Source organism: Paraburkholderia sp. J12, assembly GCF_905220215.1.
GTDB lineage: Bacteria > Pseudomonadota > Gammaproteobacteria > Burkholderiales > Burkholderiaceae > Paraburkholderia.
In genome coordinates, this window is record NZ_CAJMZC010000018.1 from 1 (window position 1) to 18122 (window position 18122).

The 18122-nt window shown below is 65.3% G+C and carries 18 protein-coding genes, 1 tRNA gene and 1 riboswitch; of the genes, 7 read left to right on the forward strand and 12 right to left on the reverse strand.

Annotation, left to right across the window (positions count from 1 at the left end; all coding sequences use genetic code 11):
• Positions 1-309 precede the first annotated feature (309 nt).
• Positions 310-466: riboswitch (yybP-ykoY riboswitch) on the forward strand.
• A 37-nt stretch (positions 467-503) separates the two neighbouring features.
• From U5760_RS27520 to U5760_RS27540, 5 genes are all read left to right on the forward strand, one after another.
• Positions 504-1094 (forward strand): TMEM165/GDT1 family protein, encoded by a 591-nt coding sequence (locus tag U5760_RS27520; protein WP_322015465.1) that lies wholly within the window; start codon positions 504-506, stop codon positions 1092-1094.
• A gap of 165 nt (positions 1095-1259) precedes the next feature.
• Positions 1260-1490 (forward strand): hypothetical protein, encoded by a 231-nt coding sequence (locus U5760_RS27525; protein WP_322015466.1) that lies wholly within the window; start codon positions 1260-1262, stop codon positions 1488-1490.
• A 136-nt stretch (positions 1491-1626) separates the two neighbouring features.
• Entirely contained in the window at positions 1627-2139 is a 513-nt protein-coding gene (locus U5760_RS27530) for a TonB family protein (RefSeq protein ID WP_322015467.1), read from the forward strand.
• A 416-nt stretch (positions 2140-2555) separates the two neighbouring features.
• On the forward strand, positions 2556-3869 hold the full coding sequence (locus U5760_RS27535) for an MFS transporter (protein WP_322015468.1): 1314 nt from the start codon (positions 2556-2558) through the stop codon (positions 3867-3869).
• A gap of 156 nt (positions 3870-4025) precedes the next feature.
• Complete coding sequence (locus U5760_RS27540) at positions 4026-4205, forward strand: hypothetical protein (protein WP_322015469.1); 180 nt, start codon at positions 4026-4028, stop codon at positions 4203-4205.
• A gap of 48 nt (positions 4206-4253) precedes the next feature.
• Here the strand turns inward: U5760_RS27540 and U5760_RS27545 are convergent, their stop codons facing one another.
• Together U5760_RS27545 and waaC are read right to left on the reverse strand one after the other, a co-directional pair.
• A complete protein-coding gene (locus tag U5760_RS27545) occupies positions 4254-4376 on the reverse strand; it encodes a hypothetical protein (RefSeq protein ID WP_281175909.1) in 123 nt (40 codons plus the stop codon).
• A gap of 355 nt (positions 4377-4731) precedes the next feature.
• Positions 4732-5736, reverse strand: coding sequence for a lipopolysaccharide heptosyltransferase I (waaC, locus tag U5760_RS27550; RefSeq protein ID WP_322015470.1), 1005 nt, complete (start codon positions 5734-5736; stop codon positions 4732-4734).
• A gap of 211 nt (positions 5737-5947) precedes the next feature.
• Here waaC and U5760_RS27555 point away from each other — a divergent pair, with 211 nt between their 5' ends.
• On the forward strand, positions 5948-7390 hold the full coding sequence (locus U5760_RS27555; RefSeq protein WP_322015471.1) for a chloride channel protein: 1443 nt from the start codon (positions 5948-5950) through the stop codon (positions 7388-7390).
• A 234-nt stretch (positions 7391-7624) separates the two neighbouring features.
• Here the strand turns inward: U5760_RS27555 and U5760_RS27560 are convergent, their stop codons facing one another.
• From U5760_RS27560 to U5760_RS27600, 9 genes are all read right to left on the reverse strand, one after another.
• Positions 7625-7942 (reverse strand): YXWGXW repeat-containing protein, encoded by a 318-nt coding sequence (locus U5760_RS27560; protein WP_322015472.1) that lies wholly within the window; start codon positions 7940-7942, stop codon positions 7625-7627.
• A gap of 309 nt (positions 7943-8251) precedes the next feature.
• Positions 8252-8506 carry a cell division topological specificity factor MinE gene (minE, locus tag U5760_RS27565; protein ID WP_027795398.1) on the reverse strand — a complete coding sequence of 85 codons (255 nt, stop codon included), beginning with the start codon at positions 8504-8506 and terminating at the stop codon, positions 8252-8254.
• Between the two features lie 14 nt (positions 8507-8520).
• A complete protein-coding gene (minD, locus tag U5760_RS27570; RefSeq protein ID WP_028226706.1) occupies positions 8521-9336 on the reverse strand; it encodes a septum site-determining protein MinD in 816 nt (271 codons plus the stop codon).
• Between the two features lie 75 nt (positions 9337-9411).
• Positions 9412-10287 carry a septum site-determining protein MinC gene (gene minC, locus U5760_RS27575; RefSeq protein ID WP_322015473.1) on the reverse strand — a complete coding sequence of 292 codons (876 nt, stop codon included), beginning with the start codon at positions 10285-10287 and terminating at the stop codon, positions 9412-9414.
• 185 nt (positions 10288-10472) lie between these two features.
• Entirely contained in the window at positions 10473-11012 is a 540-nt protein-coding gene (locus tag U5760_RS27580; protein ID WP_322015474.1) for a GNAT family N-acetyltransferase, read from the reverse strand.
• A 179-nt stretch (positions 11013-11191) separates the two neighbouring features.
• Entirely contained in the window at positions 11192-11977 is a 786-nt protein-coding gene (gene map / locus U5760_RS27585) for a type I methionyl aminopeptidase (protein ID WP_322015475.1), read from the reverse strand.
• Between the two features lie 350 nt (positions 11978-12327).
• Positions 12328-12418, reverse strand: a tRNA-Ser gene (locus U5760_RS27590).
• Between the two features lie 161 nt (positions 12419-12579).
• Complete coding sequence (serS, locus tag U5760_RS27595) at positions 12580-13872, reverse strand: serine--tRNA ligase (protein ID WP_322015476.1); 1293 nt, start codon at positions 13870-13872, stop codon at positions 12580-12582.
• 127 nt (positions 13873-13999) lie between these two features.
• A complete protein-coding gene (locus U5760_RS27600; RefSeq protein WP_322015477.1) occupies positions 14000-15331 on the reverse strand; it encodes a replication-associated recombination protein A in 1332 nt (443 codons plus the stop codon).
• Between the two features lie 295 nt (positions 15332-15626).
• Here U5760_RS27600 and cytX point away from each other — a divergent pair, with 295 nt between their 5' ends.
• A complete protein-coding gene (gene cytX / locus U5760_RS27605) occupies positions 15627-16943 on the forward strand; it encodes a putative hydroxymethylpyrimidine transporter CytX (protein WP_322015478.1) in 1317 nt (438 codons plus the stop codon).
• 88 nt (positions 16944-17031) lie between these two features.
• Here cytX and bioB read toward each other — a convergent pair whose 3' ends face one another.
• Entirely contained in the window at positions 17032-18096 is a 1065-nt protein-coding gene (gene bioB / locus U5760_RS27610) for a biotin synthase BioB (protein WP_322015479.1), read from the reverse strand.
• Positions 18097-18122: the final 26 nt, after the last annotated feature.

An 18122-nucleotide genomic window follows, 5' to 3' on the forward strand; every position in this document is an offset into this window, starting at 1 on the left:
CGCAGAAGGTACGGCCCCTGGCATTCCTGATTGCGTCCGAGTGCCATGTCGTGCCCCATCTAAGGTGATGCGACGACTATGCCCTGGCGATCTTTCTGAATTGCTTTACGGCGACAACAAACCAACTGTCACTTAATGAAACGCGAGAGCGGACCGTCACGAGTCGATTTTTTGTACCCGCCATTCCTCCTGCCAGTTCCACAGCAGTTGAAAATCTGGGCAATGAAGGCCACCGCTCACGTGTCCTGCGCGGTCGCTAATCCCTCAAACGCCAAGGGTTGCCTCCCCCGCTGTAATGCTTTTATAATCGCCCCACTCTTCGGGGAGTAGCCGCTCCGGACGCAAGGTCCGGAGGCGCACGTCAACATACTTGCCGGCCTTCGGGCGGCATGGCGCGCGCAGCATGAGCCTGGCAAGACCGATGACGTACACCCCCACCTAGCCGGGTCGCGGGGCTGTGTGTCATCGCGTACTGACTGTGCGGCCCGGTTACAAAAGAAACCATGGAATCCTTCCTCGTCTCGACCAGCGTCGTCGGCCTGGCAGAAATCGGCGACAAGACGCAGTTGCTCTCGCTCGTACTCGCAGCCCGTTACCGCAAGCCCATCCCTATCGTGCTCGGCGTGTTCGTCGCCACACTGGTCAATCATGCGTGCTCGGGCGCGTTGGGCGCGTGGCTCGCGAGCGTGATCAATCCCAGGGTCATGAACTGGGCCGTCGTCGCCTCGTTCGCGCTGATGGCGATCTGGATTCTCGTCCCCGACAAGCTCGACGAAGCCGATGCCGTCGCGACCAAGCGGCCGATGGGCGTGTTCGGCACCACCGTGCTGACCTTCTTCCTCGCCGAAATGGGCGACAAGACGCAGGTCGTGACCGTGGCTCTCGCCGCGCGCTTTCACGAATTCTTCGGCGTGGTGGCGGGCACCACGCTCGGCATGATGCTCGCCAACGTCCCCGTCATCTACCTCGGGCACAAGTTCGCCGACCGCCTGCCGACCAAGGCCGTGCACGTGCTCGCCGCGATCATCTTCGTCGTGCTGGGCGGCTTCGCGCTGCGCACGGCGCTCTATCCGGATACCCATCCGATGTTCTGACGCTTCGCGATCCGGCGCGCGCTTTCGTGCAACCTTCCGTGCAACGTTATGGAAGCCGCGCCGCGTTCCATGCGTCCCCATCCGGATTTAAACAGGGCCATATAAAAACGGAAAGGCATCATATAACTAGGTGAAAACCCTAGTATTGCGGTAAAATTCCGCCTGTTGAGGGAAATCACCACCATGCCGCATCGTTTTCAAATTCTCGAAAAAATCGCCTTTTCGCTGGTCGTTCTGTCTGCTGTGATGTGCTCGGGCTACATCGCCTGGGAAAGCTCGCCGGATTTTCGCCAAAACTTCGAGCTCGGCAAGGATCTGTTCCTGAAGAGCGGCGAATACTCGTATGCCTGCGCAACCGTTGCCGCCGATCCGTGCGCGCAATTCCCGGTTGAATAAGCCGTAATAAGCCGTAAGCCTTTCCCCGTCTCGCCTTCCCCGCACGGCGCGGGTCACTTCGCGGGTCACTTAGGATTGCATCCGCGAGCGTTTCGGCTAAGCTCGAATCTGGTCTCGCCTTCGAGCTTGCTCGACAATGCTCATCCGCGCCTACCTGCCAAGCGGTCCCGTCGCATCGTGCGCCATCGTGCTGCGGCGCCTGGGTTTCGCTTTGTCCCTGCTGATCGCGAGCGCCTGCACGATCACGCCGCCACAGCGCCCGCTCCTCATCATTCCATCCGAAGCGATCAACAGCAACACGCTCGATCAGTACCGGACATCCGTCGCGCAACGCATCGTCGAGCGCAATCCCTCGTATATCCTCCATGGCACGCCGCAGGCGATGCTGCGCTCGCTCGTCGTCGTGTCTTTCGTCGTCGATCGCAACGGGCAGATCGTGAGGTCGTCGGTCTATCGCACCAACGGCGACGACGAGGCCGAAGCCACCGCGCTCTCGACACTGCGCCGCGCGTCTCCGCTGCCTCCGCCGCCCTCGCGGCTGCTCAATCCGGCGGGCCAGCTCGAACTGTTCGAAGACTGGCTCTTCAACGACAACGGCAAATTCCAGTTGCGCACGCTCGCCTCGCCGCAGGCGCAGAACTTCGACTGAGAGCGCACTGAACGGCTAACAGGCCGCCTTGCGCGAGCTTTCCGCCGCCTTGCTGCGCGCGCCGCACGGTCGCTATAATTTTCCGCTACCCCCTGCCGGCCTCAGCCGGCTTCGTGCGTCGATGCGCGCCACCCGCCCGGCCTCGACGAACACCGACCGCGCCTGGCCCCGGTCCCCTTCAGGACCGGTCGGCATTTCGCTGCGCCCATCCTCGCGCAGCCGCGCGCGGTCGAATCGCGCCCGCCCCGCCCGAGCCCGCGCGATGCATACTGACGCATCGTGGCCGGCCCGCCGGCTACGGCCAGCAAAAATCGCCAACAGACATCGGGATGCCCGGCGCTGGCCAGCACCCCGTACAAAGACCCGCGCGACGCCTCACGGCGACGACGCGTGTCACAACGACTGGAGACCCGACGATGTCCACCTCCCCCATTTCGCCCGCGCGCGCCGATCAGTCCGACGCGGCACCCACGCGCACATCGCGCGTGATCTTCGCGAGCTTCATCGGCACCGCGATCGAGTTCTACGACTTCTATGTCTACGCAACGGCCGCGGCGCTCGTGATCGGCCCGGTGTTCTTCCCGCACGGGTCGGCCACGGCCCAGGCGCTTTCGGCGTTCGTCACGTTCGGCATCGCGTTCGTCGCGCGGCCCATCGGCTCGTTTCTGTTCGGTCACTTCGGCGACCGCATCGGCCGCAAATCGACGCTCGTCGCGTCGCTGCTCGTGATGGGGCTCTCGACCACGCTGATCGGCTTCGTGCCCGGCTATGACGCGATCGGCAGCCTCGCGCCGATCCTCTTGTGCGTCCTGCGCTTCGGCCAGGGCATTGGTCTCGGCGGCGAATGGGGCGGCGCCGCGCTGCTCGCCACCGAATACGCGCCGCAAGGCAAGCGCGGCTGGTTCGGGATGTTTCCGCAGCTCGGCCCGTCGGTGGGTTTTCTCGCTTCGAACGGCCTCTTCTTCGGTCTCGCTTCGACGCTCTCCGACCAGCAGTTTCGCGACTGGGGCTGGCGCGTGCCGTTCATCGTCTCGGCCGTGCTCGTCGCGCTGGGTCTTTACGTGCGCCTGAAGATCGCCGAAACGCCTGCGTTCAAGGCCGCCGTCGAGCGCGAAGAACGCGTGCGCGTGCCGGTCGCGACACTCCTCGCGAAACACTGGCAGCCGACGCTGCTCGGCGCGCTCGCGATGGTCGTCTGCTACACGCTCTTCTATAACGCCACGGTGTTCTCGCTCTCGCACGGCGTGACGGCGCTGCACATTGCGCGTCCGACCTTCCTCGGCATGCTGTGCATCGCGGTGGTGTTCATGGGCCTCGCCACGCCGCTCTCGGCATGGGCCAGCGACCGCTTCGGACGCAAGCCCGTGCTGATCGTCGGCTGCCTCGCCGCCATCGCTTCGGGCTTCACGATGGCGCCGCTGCTCGGCAGCGGCGCGCTGCCGCTCGTGCTGCTTTTCCTCGTGATCGAACTGTTCCTGATGGGCGCCACCTTCGCGCCGATGGGCGCGCTCCTGCCCGAGCTCTTCCCCACCAGCGTGCGCTATACCGGCGCCGGCGTGGCGTACAACCTGGGCGGCATCCTCGGTGCCTCGGTCGCGCCGTATATCGCCCAGGTGCTCGCGGCGCGCGGCGGCCTGTCGTGGGTGGGCGCCTATGTGTCGATTGCGGCCGCGGTCAGCCTGTTCGGTGTCCTGTGCATGCGCGAGACACGCGACACGACGCTCATGTAAAACCCGCGGCTTCGGCCCATGAAAAAAGCGGAGTCCGCCACGCGGCCTCCGCTTTTTTTTGTCCACTTTGAGCGCAAGCGGCACCTGACTATACTCGAAGCGCCAGGTCAGCCTTTCCGGTCAGCCCCACTGCTCTGCCCATTCACGGAGCCAACGATGAACATCCATCTGAGCAACGCCGACGTCGTCCTGATGATCGCCCTCGCTCTGGGCATTTCGCTGCTGCTGGCCTTTCGCCTGCGCACAGCGAGCTGGCGTGCCGTGGTGATCGAGGCGATTGCCGCGAATGCGACTGCCATCGCAGCGGTCGTCGCCCTCGAAATGCTCTTTGCCTGAACGGCTTTAAGCTGGCGGCGCGCATGCCGCCCTTCCTCTCCCGACAGATCAGTAGTAGTAGCCGTGATGGTAGCCGCCGCCGTAGTAGCCTCCGGCCGGCACCACGACGCATCCGCTCAGCGCCGCCGCGAGCAGTGCACCTGCAATGAGGGTAAGCGTCAGTCGTTTCACTTCATTCTCCCGTCGAGTCAATGTCTGTTGTCCGGTGCGCTTTGGGGAAGTCCCTGAATGGCTTCCGGACGATTCAGATTGAACACGACGGCGCCTATGCGAGGCGTTGCAATTTGTAAGTAGCGGTATGGCGTGTGTTACACGCGAGAGGGCTTCGCACGCCGTGCTGCCGCGCCCACGGCGAATGGACCAATTCGCGGCGACACTTTTAACAAACGTGTAAACGGACGTGGCGCGGACATGACGGAAAAATGTCCGCCGGGTGTCGGCCAGGAAGATGTGTGCGATGTGCCTTCGCACGCATGCAGCGCATGCCGCATACGCGCGAAAACGGCAGAAAGGGATCGCGTGCCGGTCAGGCAGCCGAGGTTGCCGTGTGTTGCGCCGGGGCTCCCGTGCGCGGCGGATAGACCCCGCTGACCGCATCGATTGCGACCTGCACCGGCGGCACGTGCTGCCCGTCGCCCACCGATACCGAGCGCCCCGGCGCCCGCACGCCGAGATGCTCGGCAGGCGTGGCGACGAAGATCATCACGGTCGGCTTGAGCAGCGCGTGAGCGAGATGGACGAAGCCGGTATCGGTGCCGACGACGAGCGCCACGTCTTCGATACGCTGCGCGACCTGCGCAACGCTAAGACGCGGCAGCACCACCGCGCCGGGCACGAGCGCAGCGATTTCGTTGGCCGTATCGCGCTCGGCATCCGAGCCCCACGGCAGTTCGATGCGCAGGCCGCGCGTCTGCAGATCGCGGCACAGTTCGCCCCAATGCGCGACGGGCCACTTCTTGTCGTCTTTCGAGGTCGCATGGAAGATCAGCGCGGTCGGCGCGTCCGGCGCGGGCAAGGCCGTCCCGTCGCGCGGAATCTTCATGTTGAAGTCCGGCGGCGTGTCGACCGTGTAGCCGAGCGCCTCGCCCGTGCTGATGCGCATGCCGAGCCAGGCATCGCACTTCGGACGCGGTCCGAAACGTCCGTTGTACGCAAACGCCGCGCCGCGTTCGCCGAGATCCTGGGCGAGATAGCCGAAGCGCCGCTTCGAGCGCGCGAGCCACGCGATGATCGCGCTTTTGTACACCCCGTGAATGTCGATGACGGCGTCGTAGCGTTCGGCGCGCAACTCGCCGATCGACGCGGCAATCGCCTTCAGGTCCGCCCAGCTGCGCGTTTTCTTGAAGCGGCGCAGCGGCGCGTAGAGCACGCGATCGACGCCGCCGTTCCAGCGCACGATATCGGCAAACAGCTCGTCCGAGGCCCAGTCCACCTTGGCGCCCGGAAATTCGCGCTGTATGTCGGCCACGACCGGCAACGCCTCGACGATGTCACCGAGCGAGGTCACCTTGATAATCAAAAACCGTTTCATTGTCCTGACGGCTCACATTCCATTCGTTTTCCCGAGATTTTAACGGAATGGCGATGCCAGAAGGCGTCCGGTCCTCGTACTGCTCTCCCGCTCAATCGGGCCCTTGTTTACCGGGCATAAACGCAGCCGGGGAAAAGCGCCGTTATTCGTCTGAAAGCTGCCGCCCCTGGAGGCGCCGCTATAATTTCGTCTTTGCGCCCCGAAAAAGCCCATGCAAACGGCCAGTCCCGAACTCTTTTCGACCGTCGTGCGGCGCGCACGGCGCCTGTGGCGGCAATACGGCGTGCTGTGGCTCGGGGCGATCGCAGTCGGCCTCGTGGCGGTGTTCTACGCCCGCCTGATCGACTGGGGCTACAACGCGTTCCTGCACATGCAGCGCGAGCACGTCTGGCTGCCGCTCATCGTTACGCCGGCCGTCGCGGCCGCCTCGGTCTGGCTCACCCGCAAGTTCTTTCGCGGCGCCGAAGGCAGCGGCATTCCTCAAGTCATCGCCACGCTTCACGCGCGGCCCGGCGAATCCGGAGCCCGTCTGCTCACCCTGCGCATCCTGGCCGGCAAGATCGCCGTCTCTTTTCTCGGCATACTCGGCGGCTTCACGATCGGCCGCGAAGGGCCGACAGTGCAGGTCGGCGCCGCGCTCATGTTCAACATGCGGCGGCTCTATCCGCGCTCGAACGTGCTCATCGAACGCAAGCTCGTGCTGGCCGGCGCGGCCGCCGGCCTCTCCGCGGCCTTCAACACGCCGCTCGCCGGCATCGTGTTCGCCATCGAGGAACTCACGCGCAGCTTCGAGGCGCGCGCCAGCGGCGTGGTCATCACCACCATCATCATCGCGGGCGTGATCGCGCTGGGCCTGAACGGCAACTACACGTACTTCGGCACGATCCAGATCGGCGCGCACTTCCCCGACCTGCTCGCTGTCGCCGTCCTGCTCACGGCCATCGTCACCGGCATTGCCGGTGGCATCTTCTGCTGGCTGCTGCTCAATACCGCGCGCTGGATTCCGACGCCGCTGCGCAAGCTGCACGGCGAGCAGCCGGTCGCATTCGGCGCGCTCTGCGGGCTCGCCATCGCGCTGATCGGGCTGGCTTCGGGCGGCACCACGTTCGGCAGCGGCTATGCCGAGGCGCGCGGCCTGCTCGACGGACACGAGCATCTTTCGCTCGCCTATCCGTTCCTCAAGATGGCGTCGATGGTGGGGTCTTACCTGCCCGGGATTCCGGGAGGCATCTTCGCGCCGTCGCTGTCGATCGGCGCGGGCTTCGGCAACGCGCTGCACATGGTGTTCGGCAGCCTCGAGCTGCAGATGCTGATCGCGCTTGCCATGGTGGGTTATCTCGCGGCGGTCACGCAGTCGCCCATCACGTCGTTCGTGATCGTGATGGAGATGATCAACGGTCACGCGCTCGTGATTTCGCTGATGGCAACCGCGCTGATCGCGAGCCGCGTGTCGCGCTTCTTCGCGCCGCCGCTCTACGAAACGCTGTCACTGCGCTATATGGCGCCGCAGCCGGCACCTGCCGCAGCCCCTCACCCGGCCGCAGACGCCCAATCCGCCGAAACGCCCCACGCGGATGCGACGCCCGACGTACCCGAGCCGCTCAGACGAAACGAGCCCGACAACACAGCAGCGGACGAAAACGCCAATCGCTGATGCGCCGCGGGCCCGGGCAAAGCCGTCGATGCCGTAGTCGAACGGCCAGCTTAGTAGATGACGACGGGAGCCGGCCGGTAATAGACCGGTCTCCCCGGCACGACCACGCAGCCGGCCAGAATGAGGGCGAGCGCTGCGACGGCGAGCAGTTTCTTGCTCATGATGTTGTTTTCCTCCCTGATTCTGCCTCGCTATCGGGCCCCCGGGGCACCTCAGGCAACCCTCAGACCACCATCAAGCAGCCCAGTGGCCATCCACCCAGCGGTAGTTCGGGCCGTGCGCGACCCAGTGGCCCGGCACCCAGTGGTAACCCACGCGCTCGCGCTGCCAGTGGCCGGTGATCCACACGTACTGGCCGTGATCCCACTTCCAGTGGCCCTTGTCCCACACATAGCCGACGCGCGGCGCCGGCACCACTTCGATGCGCTCGGCGGGCGGTGCCATGCTCGGCTCGACGACGACCACTTCGGCAAACGCCGGCGCGGCAACGGCGCAAACGCCGGCCGCGAGGAAAGCAGTCTTCGCAAGCATCAGGCGGACAGACTTGTTCATACGGATCACCCCTTGGAGTTTTTTTGACGCCGGAATTGGCGCTACCCGATCAATGCGCGAGGACCCGTTTTCGCTGACAGCGGACGTATTACGGCTTGGGGTGAAGTGAAACCGAATGTTTCGCGCAAGGCGAATGGAGGCGCGGGCCGGGAATCGGCAACTCAGGGAGAAAGACTCAGGCGCGGGCAAACGGCAGCGACCCACGCCGCAAAACGCGTGGACGCGACAAGGAAGCCGCCACAACGGAGGATCGGGCGACGGCGAAGCGAGTCACGAGGCCAGCACGCCTCGCCGCGCCATCGAGGGACATCAGGCCTGCGGAATCTCGATCTTGACCTCGAGCACTTCGAGGTCGTCCTGACGTTCGAGACTCACGCGTATGTCCTCGTCGGAGATCTTCACGTACTTCGAGATCACCGCAACCAGTTCGCGCTGCAACGCCGGCAGATAATCGGCGGGCGGATGGCCGCCTGCCCGCTCGTGAGCGATGATGAGCTGCAGGCGTTCCTTCGCTACCGAGGCGGACTTCTTCTTCTCGCCGAGAAAAAACGAAAGAAACGACATGACGTGCGCCTCCCTTACTTGTTGCCGAAGAGGCGCTGAAAGAGGCCCGGCTTCTGGTAATCGGTGAAACGGAGCGACTTGTCTTCGCCGAGAAAGCGCGAAACGACGTCTTTGTACGACTCGGCGACGTCGGTGCCGTCGAGGTGCACGGCGGGCAGGCCCTGGTTCGACGCGTGCAGCACGGCTTCCGACTCGGGAACCACGCCGATCAGCTCGATGCGCAGGATTTCCTGAATGTCGGTGAGCGAGAGCATTTCGCCTTCGCTCACGCGCTTCGGGTTGTAGCGCGTGATGAGCAGGTGTTCCTTGATGGGATCCTTGCCTTCGATCGCGCGCTTCGTCTTCGAGGAGAGAATGCCGAGGATGCGGTCCGAGTCGCGCACCGACGACACTTCCGGGTTCGTCACGATAAGCGCTTCGTCGGCGAAGTGCATCGCAAGCAGCGCGCCCGACTCGATGCCGGCGGGCGAATCGCACACGATGTACTCGAAGTCCATCGCCACGAGATCGTTGATGACCTTCTCCACGCCTTCCTTCGTGAGCGCGTCCTTGTCGCGCGTCTGCGAAGCCGGCAGGATGAAGAGGTTCTCGCACTTCTTGTCCTTGATGAGCGCCTGGTTCAGGTTCGCTTCACCCTGGATCACGTTGATGAGGTCGTACACGACACGGCGCTCGCAACCCATGATGAGGTCGAGATTGCGCAGGCCCACGTCGAAATCGATGACCGCGGTCTTGTGGCCGCGCAACGCGAGGCCCGATGCGAAGCTCGCGCTCGTGGTCGTCTTGCCCACGCCGCCCTTGCCCGAAGTCACCACAATGATTTTTGCCATTCCCTTAACCTTGTGTTCGTCAGTTTCTTCAGTTTGGTCCCATCGCGCGCCGTTTTTCCGGCTTCTGCCGGCGCGTCAGGTGAGCCTCAACGGTTCGATCAACAGTTTTTCCGCGTCCAGCCGGATCTGCACCGGCTTGCCGGCCACTTCGCCGGAAAGCGGCACCTCAGTGGTACGGTAGATACCCGCAATGGAAATCAGTTCCGCCTCGAGACACGTGCAGAAAATGCGCGCGTCGTGATTGCCGTGCACGCCCGCGAGCGCGCGGCCGCGCAACGGCGCGTAGATGTGGATGTTGCCTTCGGCGATCACTTCCGCGCCGTTCGAGACGAGGCCGAGCACGACCACGTCGCCCTTCGCGTAAATACGCTGGCCCGAACGCAGGGGACGGTCGATCACGAGCGTGGGCTCGGCGCGCGCCGTTCGCGATGCGCCGGCGTCGGCATCGGCCGGCGCCGCGTCCGTCGGGACAGCATCGGAGGTGGAAAAGAGTTCGGGCTGCGCCGGCGTAGCGGATGCAGCCGGCGTCTGTGCAATAGCAGAGGTCGCTGCGGCTGCAGCGGCGGATGCGCTATCGGCAACGGCATCGGCGACGCCGGTTTCGTCTGCGGCCGGTTTCGCGCCGGCGCCGCGGCGGTCGCGCGCTTCGAGAAACGGCAGGCCTGCTTCGGCGGCCCAGCCATGCTGCGCGGGCTGGGCAACGACGCCAATGGGACGCATGCTCACGCTCTCCAGCAAACGCGCGATGTCGCCGAGCGCAACCTGCTCGCCGTCGGCCAGGCGCCGCAGGTCGATGGCGACCGTGTCGTTCGCGAAGAATTCAGGCGTGGCCTCGAAGCGCCGCGTGAGTTCGGCGCGCATGGCATCCAGCTCGGTCGTCTTGACCACGAACAGCAGCGTATCGACTGAACCGCTCTTCAGTTCAAAATATGGCGATTTCCTGGGCGACATGGCTTTCGGCGAAAAATTTTGCGTATTTTACAGGCGCCGACGCGCACGGCCATCATTTTTAGCGGATCAATCTGACATCCGATACCGAAACGGCCCGATCCGGCCCACGGGCACGCGGGATTGCGATCAGGGAACGATGGAACCGGGCGCGTGGAAGAAACGATGTGCCCCTGAACACTGCGGCACTAATTTGACGCCGCGCTCAGCGAGCGGCTCGCGATATCACGCATGAGCAGCGTTTCCCACTGCTCGGGCGACTGCTTGCTGCGCGCGTGGTCGCCGGTGGAAATGAAGCCGAAACGCTCGTAAAAGCGCATGGCCGTGGTGTTGTTGTCCGTGATCCAGGCGTAGGCCTGGGTTGCGCCCTCGGCGACGAGCCAGTCGATCGCGGCATTGAGCAGCAGTTCCCCGCCGCGCAGATGCCGCACGGCCGGTGCGACCCACAGCGCCGAAACGAATGCGCGGCGCGCCGGCGCGTTCTCGAAACTCGCGCCGATGAGGCCCGCGGGATGGCCCTCGGTGTAAAGGATGAAGGACGTGCCGGAGTGCGAATCCGCGTACCGGGCCGCCGCCGCATCGAATAGCGCTGCATCCGCAGAGAGTGCATCTTCGAGCGTGGCATCGCCGAACGCGTATGGCGCATCGCGCAACGACGCAGTTCGTAGCTCGCGGAGCACGGCGCCCTGATCGGCAGCGATACGGCGAACGGTCAGTGACGGACTCATGCAGTCGTAAACCCCTATAAAGCATTAAAACGTAGCTTTAACCGAACTCGCCTGGGAGTCAAATCCTTATTTGACAAAAGTGGCGGATCGTCGCGCGGGCGCTTCACGGCAGCCCCGACGTGCACGCAGCCCTTTACAGATGGCCGCGCAGCCGTCATGCACTCATCTGGCCAACGGGGTCAGGGCGACTCGTAGTCGCCGGTGCCGTCCGGCCAGGGCGTGAGCAGCTCGTAACCGTCGTCGGTGACGGCCACCATGTGCTCCCACTGCGCCGAAAGCGAACGGTCTTTGGTCACCACCGTCCAGCCGTCGCGCAGCACGGCAGTGCCCGCGCGGCCGGCGTTCACCATCGGCTCGATCGTGAAGACCATGCCCGGCTTCAGGCGCAGGCCCTGCCCCGGCTGGCCGTAGTGCAGCACCTGCGGTTCCTCGTGATAGACCTTGCCGATGCCGTGGCCGCAGTACTCGCGCACGATCGAAAAGCCGTCGGCCTGGGCGCGGCGCTGGATCGCATGGCCGACGTCGCCAAGCGTTGCACCGGGCTTGACCTCGCGGATGCCGGCGAGCATCGCCTCGTAGGTCGTGTCGATGAGCTGGCGCCCGACCGGACTCGGCGTGCCCACGGTGTACATGCGGCTCGTGTCCCCGAAATAGCCGTCCTTGATCACGGCGACGTCGATGTTGATGATGTCGCCGTCCTTCAGGATCTCGTTGCGGCTGGGAATGCCGTGGCAGACCACCTGGTTGACCGACGCGCAGATCGTTTTCGGAAAACCCAGGTAGCCGACGTTGGCCGGCACCGCCTTCAGCGTGTTGACGATGAAATCGTTGCAGATCGCGTCGAGGTCGTCGGTGGAAACGCCGGGCTTGACGTGCTCGCCGATCATCGCGAGCACGTCGGCTGCGAGGCGGCCGGCAATGCGCAGATGCTCGATGTCGGCGGCGGATTTGTAGGAAATAGCCATCTGTGAACCGAAGTGGGCGCGGCGCCGCTCGGGAAGCCGCGCCGCCAGATCAAAGGAGCGATTGTACCGGGGGCAAGCGCGACCGCCAGCCTCCGGGTTCGCACCGGGTTCGCGCCGGACTCGGATACGTCCGATTGTCCGGACGTATGTCGCCCTTGAGAACAAGAATAATCTTACAACGCTCGACGCCGAACGCCAGATCGTGAATCGGGGTGCCCCGTGCTCATCTGCCCCTCTACTGCCCACGGCGAACCGAGGAAACCTGGCAGTCCAGAACATTCCCCGCAAATGGAACACCCCCAAAGCAAAACCCCCTGCAGCCTTCCAGCTTGCAGGGGGTTTTTCGTATTTGGCGGAGAGGGTGGGATTCGAACCCACGGTACGGGGTTACCGTACGCCTGATTTCGAGTCAGGTACAATCGACCACTCTGCCACCTCTCCGGGGCACTGCCACCGTGGTAACCGGCATCACGCCTTCACCGCGGTTTCATCAGTCAGGTCGTTGACTGGCGAAGCGAAGATTATAGAACATCCCGCCACACTTTCCAAGTCCCCTTTCAAAAAAATTGGAGGACAAGGAAAACGCCCTGGCCCGGAAGACGTCAGGCGCCCACCGAAAGACGCGCCACTCCACCCATGTACGGACGCAGCACTTCGGGCACCGTCACCGAACCGTCTGCTTCCTGATAGTTCTCCAGCACCGCCACGAGCGCCCGGCCCACCGCGAGGCCCGAACCGTTGAGCGTATGCACGAGCTCCGGCTTGCCCTGCGCATTGCGATAGCGCGCCTGCATGCGGCGCGCCTGGAACGCTTCCGTGTTCGAGCAGCTCGAGATTTCGCGATAGGTGTTCTGCGCGGGCAGCCACACTTCGAGGTCGTACGTCTTGGTCGCCGAGAAGCCCATGTCGCCCGTGCACAGCGTAACCACGCGGTACGGCAAGCCGAGCTTCTGCAGGATCGTTTCGGCGTGGACCACCATCTGCTCCAGCGCGTCGTACGACGTTTCAGGCGCGACGATCTGCACCATCTCAACCTTGTCGAACTGATGCTGGCGGATCATGCCGCGCGTGTCGCGGCCGTACGAGCCCGCTTCCGAGCGAAAGCACGGCGAATGCGCCGTGAGCTTGATCGGCAGCGCGCTCGCCTCGACGATGCTGTCGCGCACCGTGTTCGTCAGCGAAATCTCCGAGGTGGAGATCAGGTACTGCGTCACCGTATTGTCGGCGCCGCCCTTCTCCACGCGGAACATGTCGTCGGCGAACTTGGGCAACTGGCCCGTGCCGTACAGGATTTCCGGATTGACGATGTACGGCGTGTAGGTTTCGGTATAGCCGTGCTGCTGCGTGTGCGTGTCGATCATGAACTGCGCGAGCGCGCGGTGCAGACGCGCGATCTGGCCGCGCAGCATCGTGAAGCGCGCGCCCGAGAGCTTCGCCCCCGTCTCGAAATCGAGGCCGAGCGGCACGCCCACGTCCACGTGGTCCTTCACCTCGAACTCGAACTGGCGCGGCGTGCCCCAGCGGCGCGCTTCCACGTTGTCGTTTTCGTCCTTGCCCACCGGCGCGCTCTCGTGCGGCAGGTTGGGCACGCCGAGCAGCAGGTCCGACAGACTCGACTGGATTGCCTCGAGCTTCGCCGCCGACGCCTTCATTTCGTCGCCGATACCGCCCACTTCGGCCATCACCGCCGACGTGTCCTCGCCGCGGCCCTTCATCGCGCCGATCTGCTTCGACAGGCTGTTGCGGCGCGCCTGCAGTTCTTCGGTACGGGTCTGGATGGCGCGGCGTTCCGCTTCGAGCGCGGAGAAAGCCGCGACGTCGAGGGTGTAGCCGCGGTCGGCGAGGCGCTTCGCGACGCCTTCGAGGTCTTTGCGCAGCAGCTGGATGTCGAGCATGGGATTGTGGGACGCAGTTTCGTTGTGTGAAGTATCGATTTTAGCGCACCGGCGCGCGGGCTCCGCGACCGGCGATCATCGGCGGCTGCGCGGCGTGGCTGCCGTGAGCAGCGCTGCCCGCGCCGCCTCAGCCTTTGCGCTTTCGCTCGCGAATCTCGTCCCGGTGTTCCTCGCGCCATTGCGCGTCGAGTTCGGCGAGGCGCGCGAGCTTCTCGCCGATCTTGCCTTCGAGCCCGCGCGGCGTGGGCTGGTACCAGTGCGGCTCGCGCATGCCGTCCGGCAGATAGGTTTCGCCCGCTGCGTAGGCATCCGGCTCGTCGTGCGCGTAGCGGTATTCGTGGCCGTAGCCCAGCTCCTTCATCAGCTTCGTCGGCGCGTTGCGCAGGTGGATCGGCACGGCGCGCGACTGGTCCTTGCCCACGAAGCGCCGCGCTTCGTTGTACGCGTTGTAGCCGGCGTTCGACTTCGGCGCGACGGCCAGGTAGATCACGGCCTGGGCCAGCGCCAGCTCGCCCTCGGGCGAGCCGAGGCGTTCGTAGGTCTCGGCGGCGTCGAGCGTCATGCGCGCCGCGCGCGGGTCGGCAAGGCCGATGTCCTCCCACGCCATGCGCACGATGCGCCGCGCGAGGTAGCGCGGATCCGCGCCGCCGTCGAGCATGCGGCAGAACCAGTAGAGCGCGCCGTCCGGATTGCTGCCGCGCACCGATTTGTGCAGCGCGCTGATCTGGTCGTAGAACGCGTCGCCGCCCTTGTCGAAGCGCCGCAGGTTTTCGGCCAGCGCGCTGCCGAGGAGCGCCCCGTCGACTTCCGTGGACTTCTGCTGCGCGGCGGCGCGCGCCACGATCTCGAGGTTGTTCAAGAGCTTGCGGCCGTCGCCGTCGGCCGAGCCGACCAGCGCCTTTTGCGCCTCTTCGGTGAACGTGAGGCCGCCGAGCTCGCGAGCCGCGCGCGCGAGCAACTCGCCCTGCTCTTCCTCGTCGAGGCTCTTGAGCACATACACCGCCGCGCGCGAGAGCAATGCGCTGTTCACTTCGAACGAGGGATTTTCGGTCGTCGCGCCGATAAAAACGAACAAGCCCGATTCGACGTGCGGCAAAAACGCGTCCTGCTGGCTCTTGTTGAACCGGTGCACTTCGTCGACGAACACGAGCGTCTGCTTGCCGTGCGCCCGATGGATCTGCGCAGTCTCCACGGCCTCGCGGATGTCCTTCACGCCCGATAGCACCGCCGAAAGCGCGATGAATTCGGCGTGGAAGGCGTCGGCCATGAGGCGCGCGAGCGTGGTCTTGCCCACGCCCGGCGGCCCCCAGAGGATCATCGAATGCGCCTCGCCGGACTCGAACGCGACGCGCAGCGGCTTGTTGGGCCCAAGCAGATGCTTCTGGCCGATGACTTCGTCGATGGAGCGCGGGCGCAGCCGCTCCGCGAGCGGGACGTTGGCACGGGTTTCTTCGAACATGACGTTTTCGCGATAATGTCAGGTTACGGACGCGGCGGCGGATGCGGGTGCCGCAGCGGCCCATCACGGAACCGCAAGGCCGCGCCGGATGTAATCGTGCATTATGACAGCGTGGCGCAGACAAGCAGGCAGCCAGGGGGGCGAGTTCGAAAGCGGCGCGGGCGCTCTGTCAGCCTTTGAAGGCTCCCATGCGTTGTTGGATACACGACGCACACCGGGCCACCAATCGCGCCCCAAATACCAATAACGGGTCGACGCTTCGACGATTCGACCACACCAGAGGACAGTTCTTCCGATGACCCAGGATTCCCAGGCCGGCGTTGCCGGCTCCACCTACGCCCCGCTGCAGCCGGTGCCCGACGCGCGCCGCCAGTTCCGCACCGGCGACGCCTTCGCGCTGTGGTTCTCGCTCGGCATCGGCCTGCTCGTCGCGCAAGCCGGCGCGCTCCTTGTGCCGGGCCTCTCGCTGCCGGCCGCGCTGGCGGCCATCGCCGTCGGCAGCGTGATCGGCGTGGTGCTGCTCGCGCTCGCGGGCGTGATCGGCACGGATACCGGGCTCGCGGCCATGTCGTCGCTGCGTCCCACGCTCGGTGTGCGCGGCGCCTCGGTGCCCGCGGTCATCAACATGATCCAGCTCGTGGGTTGGGGCTCGTTCGAAATCATCGTGATGCGCGATTCCGCCGATGCGCTCGCGAAGCAAGCCTTCGGCTTCTCGGTGCCGCTCGTCTGGACGCTGCTGGCCGGCCTCCTCGCCACGCTGCTCGCGGTGAGCGGCCCGCTTTCGTTCGTGCGCCGCTTCCTGCGCACGTGGGGCATCTGGCTGCTGCTCGCGGGCGCCGCATGGCTCACGTGGAACCTGCTCGCGCGCCACGATCTCGGCGCGCTGATGCGCCGCCCCGGCACGGGCGACATGACGTTCGGCAGCGCGATCGACCTCGTGGTGGCAATGCCGCTCTCGTGGCTGCCGCTGATCGCGGACTACACGCGCTTCGGCAAACGCGCCGGCGAAAGCTTCCGCGGCACGCTCTTCGGCTATGGCATCGCGAACCTCTGGTTCTACGCGCTCGGCGCGATCTACGGCCTCGCGGCGGGCGGCGGCGACGCGCTCCTCACCACGGCGCTCGCGCAAGCGGGTGGCGGCCTCGCACTGCTGCTGGTGCTGATCGACGAAGTCGACAATGCTTTCGCCGACATCCACTCCGCTGCCGTCTCGACCAGCACCTTCTGGACGCGCGCCAGCGTGCCCTGGCTCTCGGCCGCCTTCGGCGCGCTCTGCACGGCCATCGGCATCGTCGTGCCGATGGCGCGCTACGAGAACTTCCTGCTCTTCATCGGCTCGGTATTCGCACCGCTCTTCGGTGTCGTGCTCGCCGATCACTTCATCGTGCGCCGCCGTCGCATCGAGCCGCAGGCGCTCGCCGACCTGGGCGGCGTCTATGGCTACTCGGGCGGCTGGCACGTGAGCGCGTTCGTCGCATGGGTGCTGGGCTTCGGCGCCTATCAGGCGCTCAACACCTGGATGCCGAATCTGGGCGCGACGCTGCCCTCCCTCGTGATCGGCGCGCTCTGCTATCTTCTGCTCACCGCGCGCCGCCGCGCGGCTTACGCCTGATAAAAAAACGAACGGCGCGCCCCATTACGAGGCGCGCCGTCCGGTTCATCGCGTGACGCGCGGATCGCCCGCGCGTCACGCGCAATCGTCATTCGCAATGACCGCAGCCGCCGTGCTGCGCCGCTTCCGTCTCGCTCAACTGCTGCGCCGCCTCGGCGCGTATGCCGAGCCGCGCGAGCAGCTTGCGGTCAGCCTCCGCCTGCGGATTGCTCGTGGTGAGCAACTGGTCGCCGTAGAAGATCGAGTTCGCGCCGGCCATGAAGCACAGCGCCTGCAGTGCCTCGTCCATCTGCTCGCGGCCCGCCGAAAGACGCACCATCGCCTTGGGCATCGTGATGCGCGCCACCGCAATCGTGCGCACGAACTCGAACGGATCGATCGGCTCGGTGCCTTCGAGCGGCGTGCCCTGCACCTGCACGAGGTTGTTGATCGGCACCGATTCCGGATACGGTTCCATGTTCGCGAGCTGCGCGATCAGCCCCGCACGCTCGCGACGCGACTCGCCCATGCCCACGATACCGCCGCAGCACACGTTGATGCCCGCGTCGCGCACGCGCTCGAGCGTGTCGAGCCGGTCCTGGTACGTGCGCGTCGAGATGATCTGGCCGTAGAAATCCGGCGACGTGTCGAGGTTGTGGTTGTAGTAGTCGAGGCCCGCATCGGCCAGCGCCCTGGCCTGGTGATCCTCCAGCATGCCGAGCGTCACGCAGGTTTCGAGGCCCATTTCCTTCACGCCGCGGATCATGTCCTTGATCGGCTCCAGATGGCGGTCCTTCGGATTGCGCCACGCCGCGCCCATGCAAAAGCGCGTCGCGCCGTTTTCCTTCGCGACGCGGGCCGCCTTCAGCACCTCGTCGACGGCCATCAGCTTGTCGGCTTCGAGGCCCGTGTCGTGATGCGCCGATTGCGGGCAGTAGGCACAGTCCTCTTCGCAGCCGCCGGTCTTGATCGACAGAAGCGTGGAAAGCTGCACGGCGTTCGCGTCGAAATGCTCGCGGTGCACCTGCTGCGCGCGGAACATCAGGTCGTTGAACGGCAGGTCGTAGAGCGCGACGACGTCGGCAACGCGCCAGCGCGCCGTGCTGCTCTCATCGGCCGCGGCCTGCGGTTTGGCGCGGGTGAGCCCGGTGATGTCGATGTGGGTTTGCGTCATGATGTGGGGATCCTTCTTGACGTTAT

Coding starts and splice junctions, on each gene's coding strand:
- bioB (WP_322015479.1), bottom strand. CDS start 18,096: ATGACGCAAACCCACATCGACATCACCGGGCTCACCCGCGCCAAACCG.
- U5760_RS27560 (WP_322015472.1), bottom strand. CDS start 7,942: ATGAACAAGTCTGTCCGCCTGATGCTTGCGAAGACTGCTTTCCTCGCG.
- U5760_RS27530 (WP_322015467.1), top strand. CDS start 1,627: ATGCTCATCCGCGCCTACCTGCCAAGCGGTCCCGTCGCATCGTGCGCC.
- serS (WP_322015476.1), bottom strand. CDS start 13,872: ATGCTCGACATCCAGCTGCTGCGCAAAGACCTCGAAGGCGTCGCGAAG.
- U5760_RS27600 (WP_322015477.1), bottom strand. CDS start 15,331: ATGTTCGAAGAAACCCGTGCCAACGTCCCGCTCGCGGAGCGGCTGCGC.
- cytX (WP_322015478.1), top strand. CDS start 15,627: ATGACCCAGGATTCCCAGGCCGGCGTTGCCGGCTCCACCTACGCCCCG.
- minE (WP_027795398.1), bottom strand. CDS start 8,506: ATGTCGTTTCTTTCGTTTTTTCTCGGCGAGAAGAAGAAGTCCGCCTCG.
- map (WP_322015475.1), bottom strand. CDS start 11,977: ATGGCTATTTCCTACAAATCCGCCGCCGACATCGAGCATCTGCGCATT.
- waaC (WP_322015470.1), bottom strand. CDS start 5,736: ATGAAACGGTTTTTGATTATCAAGGTGACCTCGCTCGGTGACATCGTC.
- U5760_RS27555 (WP_322015471.1), top strand. CDS start 5,948: ATGCAAACGGCCAGTCCCGAACTCTTTTCGACCGTCGTGCGGCGCGCA.
- U5760_RS27535 (WP_322015468.1), top strand. CDS start 2,556: ATGTCCACCTCCCCCATTTCGCCCGCGCGCGCCGATCAGTCCGACGCG.
- minD (WP_028226706.1), bottom strand. CDS start 9,336: ATGGCAAAAATCATTGTGGTGACTTCGGGCAAGGGCGGCGTGGGCAAG.
- U5760_RS27540 (WP_322015469.1), top strand. CDS start 4,026: ATGAACATCCATCTGAGCAACGCCGACGTCGTCCTGATGATCGCCCTC.
- minC (WP_322015473.1), bottom strand. CDS start 10,287: ATGTCGCCCAGGAAATCGCCATATTTTGAACTGAAGAGCGGTTCAGTC.
- U5760_RS27520 (WP_322015465.1), top strand. CDS start 504: ATGGAATCCTTCCTCGTCTCGACCAGCGTCGTCGGCCTGGCAGAAATC.
- U5760_RS27580 (WP_322015474.1), bottom strand. CDS start 11,012: ATGAGTCCGTCACTGACCGTTCGCCGTATCGCTGCCGATCAGGGCGCC.